The sequence below is a fragment of the Shewanella sp. S1-49-MNA-CIBAN-0167 genome, assembly GCF_040310145.1.
Classification (GTDB): Bacteria; Pseudomonadota; Gammaproteobacteria; order Enterobacterales; family Shewanellaceae; genus Shewanella; species Shewanella psychromarinicola.
The window spans coordinates 1-243 of record NZ_JBEOPO010000449.1; the positions used below are offsets into that span (position 1 = coordinate 1).

1 pseudogene is annotated in these 243 nt (G+C 44.9%); it reads right to left on the bottom strand.

The features are described from left to right. Positions 1–243, bottom strand: a pseudogene (locus AAEZ00_RS21995) (zinc-dependent metalloprotease); the annotation flags it as partial.

Consider the following 243-nt stretch of genomic DNA (forward strand, 5'->3'; position numbering starts at 1 on the left):
ATTCAGCAAAAGCTTGTGTGACCGCTTGACGCTCAGCAACGTTATCACTGGAGGCGCGAAAATAGGTATTAAGCTGCTTGAGCACAACATAAGGACCATGCTGTTCAAATTGTACCATTCGGGTTTGGCCTAGCTGGCCACGGTCTAAACCGATATCATTTGAACCAACACCATGAGGTAAACTGGTCAGCAATAGAAAGGGTTGATTGAGCTTATTCGCTTGTAAATAAAGCTGTGCGGATT